General features: G+C 39.9%; 11 protein-coding genes. All 11 read left to right on the forward strand.

All coding sequences use genetic code 11. The features are described from left to right. Window positions 1–414 precede the first annotated feature (414 nt). The 11 genes from GKS34_RS23040 to GKS34_RS23090 all read left to right on the forward strand — a co-directional run bounded on the left by GKS34_RS23040 (window position 415) and on the right by GKS34_RS23090 (window position 7,730). Window positions 415–939: a LytR/AlgR family response regulator transcription factor gene (locus tag GKS34_RS23040; protein WP_163387487.1), complete on the forward strand. Its 525-nt coding sequence runs from the start codon at window positions 415–417 to the stop codon at window positions 937–939. Window positions 940–1,039: 100 nt separating this feature from the next. Then, window positions 1,040–2,194, forward strand: a complete 1,155-nt coding sequence (locus GKS34_RS23045; RefSeq protein ID WP_163387489.1) for a serine hydrolase domain-containing protein — start codon at window positions 1,040–1,042, stop codon at window positions 2,192–2,194. A 3-nt stretch (window positions 2,195–2,197) separates the two neighbouring features. Beyond that, window positions 2,198–2,914 carry a hypothetical protein gene (locus GKS34_RS23050; protein WP_163387491.1) on the forward strand — a complete coding sequence of 239 codons (717 nt, stop codon included), beginning with the start codon at window positions 2,198–2,200 and terminating at the stop codon, window positions 2,912–2,914. Between the two features lie 203 nt (window positions 2,915–3,117). Next, window positions 3,118–3,585 (forward strand): group II intron maturase-specific domain-containing protein, encoded by a 468-nt coding sequence (locus GKS34_RS23055; protein WP_205602140.1) that lies wholly within the window; start codon window positions 3,118–3,120, stop codon window positions 3,583–3,585. A gap of 217 nt (window positions 3,586–3,802) precedes the next feature. Further along, on the forward strand, window positions 3,803–4,036 hold the full coding sequence (locus tag GKS34_RS23060; protein ID WP_163387493.1) for a hypothetical protein: 234 nt from the start codon (window positions 3,803–3,805) through the stop codon (window positions 4,034–4,036). Then, window positions 4,021–4,317: a type II toxin-antitoxin system RelE/ParE family toxin gene (locus tag GKS34_RS23065; protein WP_163387495.1), complete on the forward strand. Its 297-nt coding sequence runs from the start codon at window positions 4,021–4,023 to the stop codon at window positions 4,315–4,317. Before GKS34_RS23060 ends, GKS34_RS23065 begins: the two co-directional genes overlap by 16 nt. Window positions 4,318–4,535: 218 nt before the next feature. After that, window positions 4,536–4,817, forward strand: coding sequence for a type II toxin-antitoxin system RelE/ParE family toxin (locus GKS34_RS23070; protein WP_163387497.1), 282 nt, complete (start codon window positions 4,536–4,538; stop codon window positions 4,815–4,817). A 13-nt stretch (window positions 4,818–4,830) separates the two neighbouring features. After that, window positions 4,831–5,130, forward strand: a complete 300-nt coding sequence (locus tag GKS34_RS23075) for a HigA family addiction module antitoxin (RefSeq protein WP_162419590.1) — start codon at window positions 4,831–4,833, stop codon at window positions 5,128–5,130. Window positions 5,131–5,307: 177 nt separating this feature from the next. Further along, window positions 5,308–5,739, forward strand: coding sequence for a DUF3788 family protein (locus tag GKS34_RS23080; protein WP_163387499.1), 432 nt, complete (start codon window positions 5,308–5,310; stop codon window positions 5,737–5,739). A 12-nt stretch (window positions 5,740–5,751) separates the two neighbouring features. Further along, on the forward strand, window positions 5,752–6,468 hold the full coding sequence (locus tag GKS34_RS23085; RefSeq protein WP_163387501.1) for a DNA alkylation repair protein: 717 nt from the start codon (window positions 5,752–5,754) through the stop codon (window positions 6,466–6,468). A gap of 194 nt (window positions 6,469–6,662) precedes the next feature. Beyond that, the gene (locus tag GKS34_RS23090) at window positions 6,663–7,730 is read left to right on the forward strand and encodes a peptidyl-alpha-hydroxyglycine alpha-amidating lyase family protein (RefSeq protein WP_163387503.1); all 1,068 of its coding nucleotides are present in this window, start codon (window positions 6,663–6,665) and stop codon (window positions 7,728–7,730) included. The last annotated feature ends 364 nt before the right edge of the window (window positions 7,731–8,094 follow it).

The following is an 8,094-nucleotide window of genomic DNA, read 5'->3' on the forward strand; positions in this document are numbered from 1 at the left end:
TTTTGTCTCTGTATTCATCTGACAGTTTTTAGGGGTTAATGATTAGATTCAACACCTAAATTTAATCCCTAACTGTCAGATTTCATCGTAGCTTTTTCACCTTATATATACGAGAAAAACCCTTCCAAGATAGTTTAATTCAGGATGACCAAATACTTTCTGACATCAGAATTTTTCAAAGCAAAAAAGCTCTTTTCCTCTCATTATTTCCCAATATTCCTTGGAATTCTTTCAGGCTTCTCAGTATTCTATTTCCTATACTTTTTTGAGGCTTACGGTATCCAAAAAGGATTATCCTATTCAGGGCATTCCCACCTTTTTAGAAGCATCAGTTTTGGTGTATTAACTTTTGCTTATCTCACAGTCTTTGAAACTTGGCTCAAGCCTAAATGGGCTACTGCTAGTCTTACACATGTGGTAGCGTGGTACACTGGTTTGGTGATTTTGGGTAGTCAACTCATCTTTTTACTGTTTAATTTCTTCTGGAATTGGCAAGAATGGAACCTCGAAGCCTATGGATTGATCATGAAAGAGTTTCCCCTCATGATGATATTGCCTTTGTCTTTTTACTTAGCTTTAAAAGCAATTTCAAAGCCCAAGACTACTGAAGGGGATTACCTGTTGTTCCAATCTGAAAATGGCAAAGACCAATTGAAAGTCAGGTTACAGGATTTCATGTACGCCAACACTTCCGAAAACTATATCACCATTTTTTACATCTCCAACAACAGCGGTAAGCATCATCTCATCCGCAAACCGCTAAAAGTACTGGAACAGGAGTTAATGGCTCACCCCGAAATTCAGCGATCTCACAGGAGTTATTTGGTCAATACGCGCAACATTCAGGCAGTGAAGCAACTGAAAGGGAAAGTGCAGATAGAAATTAATGGGGCAAACGTGCCTGTCTCCAAGCAGTTTCAAAAACACTTCCTCACTTAACGATGCTGTTCATCCCTCCTGGCAGATTTTCGTCCCTAAACTACCCTCCTATTCGTAAAACCTCATTTTCGACTTTCATATTTGCATAAAAAGAAAGCCGATGACGAAAATACTAATTACACTTTTCACAATAGTTTGCCTGCTGGTGAGTATGGGATGCCGGCAAAAAAAAGAGGAAGTTCCGCACAAATCATTTCAGCATCTTACGCAAAAGATTGACTCACTTTTCAAAGCGCAAAATCAACAAGACCTGTTTCATGGGGGAGTGGTCATTACACAAAAAGGTGAAACTCTCTATGAAAGCTATTTGGGTATAGCCGATAGAAGCTGGAACATTCCCATTGAGCAAGACACAAAGTTCGATATAGCTTCGGTCAATAAATCGATGATTGCCGCACTTGTTTTAAAAGCGGTAGAAGAAGGCAAATTGCACTTGGAAGATAAACTGGTCGATTTGCTCTCCGGCTTTTCTTATGAAGGGAATTTTCACCCTGAAATCACCCTGCATCACATGCTGAGCCATAGTTCAGGCTTACCCGATTATGATGCCGTTTCCGAACCTCTACGACTTAACCACTTTTTACCCTTTAAGCGATTGCGGTTCACCAATGAATCCTATGTGGATTTCATCAGTAAAATTGAGCTTGTCAACCAGCCTGGGAAACAGTTTTATTACAGCAATTTTGCCTACCATTTGTTACCCATCTTATTGGAAGAAACATACCAAAAACCATTTGGCGAGCTACTAAATGAAAAACTAACCCGCCCCTTGGGTCTAGAGCACACCGTTTCCGAAAGCAAAAACGAAATAGTGATACCGAAACTAGCCAACGCTTACAATTACCAAAAAGAAACGGGGCAGTGGCATCAAAACCTATTCATTGATTTAAGCTTGGGCAGAAGGATATTTTCCACGGCCTCCGACCTCAACCGATGGGCACAGGTGATGGATAACCCAGGTTGGCTCTCGGCAACCTCACTGAAGTTGATGCAGCAAAACCATCAGACCGAAATAGATGAACAATTCAGCTATGGTTACGGATGGGTAGTCATTGATGCAAAAAACAAAAGTAAAATGGTGGATTTGGGTATCCAACAGCCCTACATTATCCATGGTGGTAGTACGGAGGGCTACAAAGCCATGCTCATCAATATCAATCAGGGAGCCTACGTCATCAGCTTTTTGAGCAATGTGGGAAACCGTACCCATGAAATACAACTCGCACAAGAAATCGTAAATATTTTAATCAAATAACTCATGAAAAAGGAATTGAATTTTATCACCCTATGTATGCTTTTGCTTCTCTCGTTTCGCACCTATGCGCAAAAAGAAGAGGTGATAGGTTTTTGGGCTGTAGAAAAAGTAATGGTTGGTGAAGAAAGCATGACCCCAGTTGCCAAATGGTTCAGGATTAACTCCGACGGCTCCTACCAAGCGGGAAACGGTTGGCTACAAAACGGGCAAGGTAGCTGGCAATATGATGCCGAAAACAATTTATACTCACCTAAAGTCGATTTAGATGTGGCGAATGAGTTCGGTAGTTTTAGGGTTTCTTTTGAGAAGGAGAAAATGTTTTGGGAACGAACCGAAGAAGGCATGCCCGTAAAGGTAACTTTGGTGCCCATTGAAACGCTGCCCATGTCCCCCGCCGATTACCTTGAAGGCATCTGGGATTTAGTCGATATCACTGAAAATGAGCAATCTATTTTAGCGGCTTTTGATGGGAATAACAAACACAAATTGTTTATTCGATGGGACAGGATTTACATCAATTTTAACCCAGAAGGTAAAAGGCTCACAGGCTATTGGCATATACATGGACATAGGCCAGAAATTACCTTATTGCCTCATCAAGAAGGAGTAGAAGCCGAAAGCTGGGAAATTGAAGTCAATGAAAAAGAGTTGCTGATGTCAGGCATATCAGACAGCAACCGAAACATAAAGCGCAAATATGTGAGGCGGAATACTTTTTAAATTCTTGTCTACATTTTTCAAAGCAAGGAAAAACGCTCTACAACAATATATAAAATCAATAGCGGTTCTAGTGGTATATCGAACCCTTATTGTGATTAAATTAGTATCTTGAATTCGGAAGGCTTAGTGCGTTTTATCCGCTACTGCTTTTATATTAATCGTTGTAGAGCATTCCTTTTATGCTTAGGCAAATCAGCCAGCGTATGAAGAGTTGCTATCTGGAATTGCACCCCGTAAAGACGAAGATTGTAAACCTCCGGGGCTGGTCAGCGACAAAATATCCCCGGAAGTATGATTTTCTGGGCTTTACCATCAGAGCATTGATGCAGACCATCAAAGGCAGGGGCATGCTGTTGCCAGGTACGTTTGTGAGCATCCAATCCAGAGCATCGATACTGGGAAAGTTTAGGGAGCTGGCAATCCACAAGTGGCGCAAACCCATTCAGGAGGTTGCCCGTCGGCTCAACCCGGTTGTCAGAGGATTGCTCAACTACTATCACAGGCTAAGAGGAGAATCCATGCGTGAGGTATGGAATCAACTCAACCACCGTCTACTCAAATGGGTCAAATGGGAGAAGGGATTGTACAAAATGGCAGCAGTCAGATGGCTTAAGCGTCAGTACAAGTCCTCTCCGGGCCTGTTTGCGAATTGGAAATTGGTTCAACCTTAGGTACCTTAGGAGGACCGAGCGATTTATAAACATAAAGAGCCCCCGATGCATCGGGGCAGGCAGTGTGAGGTGAGAGTCTCATGCACAGCCTGTCCCGATTTTTCGGGAGTTCCGTGGGAAGGTAGGGGTGAAATTCCCCCGCCTGACCCGATTGTGAGCAAGCCCTGCACTAGGGAAGATTCACGAACTTATTACAAAAAAACCAGTATCTTAGAGTATGGTAACTGACGAACACAAAAATAGGCTTATCGAAAAAATCAAATCAATTGATGACAAGGATATCATTGATGAAATTTATAGGCTTCTTGAGGTTGACTTTGACGATACGGTTTATGTGACAAATGAAAAACAAAAAGCTGAAATAGCTGAAGCCAGGAAGCAAATCGAAAACGGAGAAGGAATTGATTCAGAAGAAGTTTTCAAAAAAGTCCGTAAATGGCTAAAAAAATAAAATGGTCTCCTCTAGCCGAAAGGAAATTCAATGAAATTCTAGCGTATTGGACTAACCGAAACAAATCAGAATCCTTTAGTGAAAAATTAATTGATTTGTTTGAGGACGCAACAGAGCTAATTGCCAATTTTCCAGAAATGGGTCGATCAACGGACATTGAAAATGTTCGTCAGAAATTAGTCCGAGATTATTTAATTTTCTACGAGGTAGACGGAGAAACAATTAATATACTAACAGTTTGGGATCCAAGACAAAATCCTGACAAATTAGAGCTACGGTGAATTGTATAGGGCCAGCTCATAACATCACCTTGGATCCAGCAGGCAGGTCCGATTAACTATAAAAATCAGTGTCATTAGAAAGATAAGTAAGGTGATGACGAGAACAGCTCCGAATGCCCGTCGTCTCCAAGCTGAATCCCGTTATGCTGCATTGTAAATTTTTCAAACCCGAAACTTTTACTTATCTTTAGCGTTAGTAACGTGAAACAGAATAACTAGTGATAAATTCTTTTGGAGACAAGGAAACCGAAAAAATCTGGAATGGCATTCAATCCAGAAAGCTACCCGGAGAAATCCAAAATGTTGCAAGAAGAAAATTAAGGATGATTAACAACGCCCAAATCATCAATGATTTACGTATACCACCAGCAAATCACTTAGAAAAGTTAAGTGGAAAATTGGAAGGCTATTTTAGCATAAGGATCAATAAACAATGGAGAATCATCTTCAAATGGGAAAATGACACAGCTTTTAAAGCACAAATTGTAGACTATCATTAATAAAGTTTAAGAAATGGATAGATTAAAAAACATACATCCAGGGGAAATACTAAAGGAAGAATTTTTAACCCCGCTTGAAATAACTGCTTACCGGCTTTCCAAAGAAACATTTATCCCACAGACCAGAGTAAGCGAAATCCTTAAAGGAAAACGTCGGATAACGGCCGACACTGCTTTGAGGCTCTCAAAATTTTTCGGGACGTCAGCTAAGTTCTGGTTAGGGCTTCAGGATGACTTCGATCTAGAAGAAGAGAATATTTCAAAACAAAGTGAACTCGATAAAATAAGACAGATTGAAGATCACGCAGCATAACCTTAGCTTGGCGTCAGCGGGCGGTTCCCGGGAAAATAAAAGTTCAGTACTTTGATATAGATCAGTCAAGGCAGCAAGATAACGGCTTCGAAAGAACCCGCCGCCCACAAGCCCTGACCGTTATAGGCAATCCAATCCTACCTGAAGGATAAATGTAAGGGAAACTGTAGTATCAAAATGAAAGAAGAAAATTTCAATCAACTTCTCAGAAATCCGGTACAAGAGCCTTCTGATACTTTATTTAAGAGTATTCTTGATGAGTCCATCTATGAGATTATGAAGAAGATTGACCAAAACTTTATAACAACAGGAATTGACCTTGAATGGAGATATTATAAAGACGGAAAAGCTTGGTTGGGAAAAGCTACTTGCAAGAAAAAAACGATTGTTTGGATTTCCATCTGGGCGAATTTCATTAAAGCCAGTTTTTATTTTACTGAAAAAACTCGTCCCGGTGTTTTGGGTTTAAGTTTTAACGAAGAAATTAAATCTACTTTTTCAGGCGCAAGACCAATAGGGAAACTGATTCCGCTGATTGTTAACATAAAAGACGAAGAATCCTTTCAAGACTTTAAAACGCTGCTCAACTACAAAAAGAACCTTCGTTAAAAATCCAACCGGATGAAAGAAGAACTGATGGATAGTATAAGATTGGCACTGCAAAATAATGCCGATACTAAAACACGCAATAATGCGAGTCGTTTTTTCAAAAAAGGAGAGGAAGCTTTGGTCTATGGAGTTAAAACCGCCGAAGTCATCAAAATAGCAAAGGAATTTAACAAACAGATAAAGACGTATTCCAAACAAGATGTTTTTGATATTTGCGAAGAGCTATGGAAATCCGGGTACCTTGAAGAAGCGATAATTGCTTGTAAGTTTACCGAGTCTTTAAAGAAACAATACGAACCCGCTGACTTCAAATTTTTTAAACGTTTAGTGAATAAATATGTAAGCAACTGGGCAGATTGCGATACACTTTGTAATCATACCATAGGATCATTTATAATGATGTATCCCAAATATATTAACGAATTAAAGAAATGGGCAAAATCATCTAATCGATGGACAAAAAGAGCTTCTGCAGTTACAATGATTATACCTGCAAGAAAGGGATTGTTTCTGAAAGAAATATTTGAAATTGCAGACATTTTACTTCTAGATAAAGACGATATGGTGCAAAAAGGGTATGGTTGGATGTTGAAAGCTGCAAGTGAAAGTAACCAAAAGGAAGTTTTTGATTATGTGGTATCTAAAAAAGAGATAATGCCACGGACAGCACTTCGTTACGCCATTGAAAAACTGCCGAAAGAATTAAAAGTCGAAGCAATGAAAAAATGAAAGACTGGCTATAACATTGTATAAAAGCAATAGCGGTTTGAGGCAATCTCGAACCGCTTTTTGCATTTAATTAGGTATCTTGCTATCCGAAAAGTAGTTGCATTTTAATCAGCTACCGCTCTTATACTTAACGTTGTATGCCATTTGGTAAAATAAAGAGTGCCTTAACAAACATTATAAAAAATCAAAAGTAGATGAAGAATTCCAACTTTAAAACATTAACGAAAAGATTAATTCAAAAGATAGTATTCTTCATTTTGTTGTTTACTGGGGCTCAAAGTTTTGGTCAGACCTATCCAAATCCATATAGAACGGTAGAAAATTGGGCTAAGTTACCAAACGGAAGAACCATGGGAGCTGTGGGTAAAGTAACCATAGATCCTGATGGAGAACATATATGGGCAGTTATTAGATGTGATGCAACCGAACCAGAGCGCTTCGGTGATGAATGTCTTGATTCAGATTTGGATCCGATTATCAAATTCGATCAGGAAGGTAATGTTGTGGAGAGTTTCGGAGGTGGAATGTTCATCTGGCCTCATGGCATCGATGTGGACAACGATGGTAATGTATGGGTAACAGAGGCCGTTTCAGATAATCGCATACCCGAAGGAGACAAACGAGGACATCAGGTCATTAAATTTAATCCAAAGGGTGAAGTGTTAATGGTACTGGGAAACCCAGGGGTTCCTGGAAATAACGAGTATGAATTCAATTCCCCATCCGATGTAGTCGTAGCTGATAACGGAGACATCTTCATTGCTGATGGTCATGGTGAAAACACGAACAATCGCATAATGAAATATTCCAGTGATGGAACCTTTATCAAGTCCTGGGGAAAAACTGGTTATGGTCCAGGTGAATTCAAAAGTTTACATGGGCTGGATATTGATTTGCGAGGCAGAATATTTATAGCCGATAGGGGAAATAACCGCCTACAGGTTTTCGACCAGGAGGGAAATTTTATAGCCCAGTGGACCCAATTTGGAAAACCCAGTGGTGTATTCTTTGATGAACACGATAATATATTTGTTTCAGATTCGGAATCTGATAATGTGCAAAATCCTGGCTGGGAAATGGGGATTAGAATTGGGGATGCCCATATGGGATGGGTGCACTATTTCATCATGTTGCCAACAGGTGATCCTCGTGTCAAGACTACTAATGGAGCAGAATTTGTTGCGGTAGACAAATATGGTAATCTCTATGGTGGAGAGCCTGGACCTAGAAAGCTTCAGAAATATGTAAGAGTGCGACCATAAGCTTCACTATTTAAAATTAAATTTAACCGTACAGAAATGGAAAGTATCTTGCTAGGATAATTCATAAAACGGCTTCCAATAACTAAGCATTCTGACGGCTGGAACAGCCTAGTCTGAATGCAGTGTTGAACGAACGGGTGCTGGGAGTTAGGGTAATTATGGGGAATGGTTTTCCCTTTTTTATTTTTTAGCGCTGGGGGAATGAAAAAGTGGCTGTTCTTAAGTTGGCCGTTGGTCTGGGTTTGCTTTTTTTAGTAGATGGTACCCATTAGTTAAAGGTTTTTGGAGCGAATTTTAGCTTGTTTTTTCGGTTTGGACATACCTGTCCCGTTAAGCTACCTGGCGCTTATTATTTTGCTTCCTG

The sequence above is a fragment of the Cyclobacterium jeungdonense genome, assembly GCF_010994275.1.
GTDB classification, from domain to species: domain Bacteria; phylum Bacteroidota; class Bacteroidia; order Cytophagales; family Cyclobacteriaceae; genus Cyclobacterium; species Cyclobacterium jeungdonense.

What these genes read in the sequence shown, in the direction of transcription:
- GKS34_RS23045 (WP_163387489.1), top strand. Translation starts at nt 1,040, where the DNA reads ATGACGAAAATACTAATTACACTTTTCACAATAGTTTGCCTGCTGGTG.
- GKS34_RS23050 (WP_163387491.1), top strand. Translation starts at nt 2,198, where the DNA reads ATGAAAAAGGAATTGAATTTTATCACCCTATGTATGCTTTTGCTTCTC.
- GKS34_RS23055 (WP_205602140.1), top strand. Translation starts at nt 3,118, where the DNA reads ATGAAGAGTTGCTATCTGGAATTGCACCCCGTAAAGACGAAGATTGTA.
- GKS34_RS23060 (WP_163387493.1), top strand. Translation starts at nt 3,803, where the DNA reads ATGGTAACTGACGAACACAAAAATAGGCTTATCGAAAAAATCAAATCA.
- GKS34_RS23065 (WP_163387495.1), top strand. Translation starts at nt 4,021, where the DNA reads ATGGCTAAAAAAATAAAATGGTCTCCTCTAGCCGAAAGGAAATTCAAT.
- GKS34_RS23075 (WP_162419590.1), top strand. Translation starts at nt 4,831, where the DNA reads ATGGATAGATTAAAAAACATACATCCAGGGGAAATACTAAAGGAAGAA.
- GKS34_RS23080 (WP_163387499.1), top strand. Translation starts at nt 5,308, where the DNA reads ATGAAAGAAGAAAATTTCAATCAACTTCTCAGAAATCCGGTACAAGAG.
- GKS34_RS23085 (WP_163387501.1), top strand. Translation starts at nt 5,752, where the DNA reads ATGAAAGAAGAACTGATGGATAGTATAAGATTGGCACTGCAAAATAAT.
- GKS34_RS23090 (WP_163387503.1), top strand. Translation starts at nt 6,663, where the DNA reads ATGAAGAATTCCAACTTTAAAACATTAACGAAAAGATTAATTCAAAAG.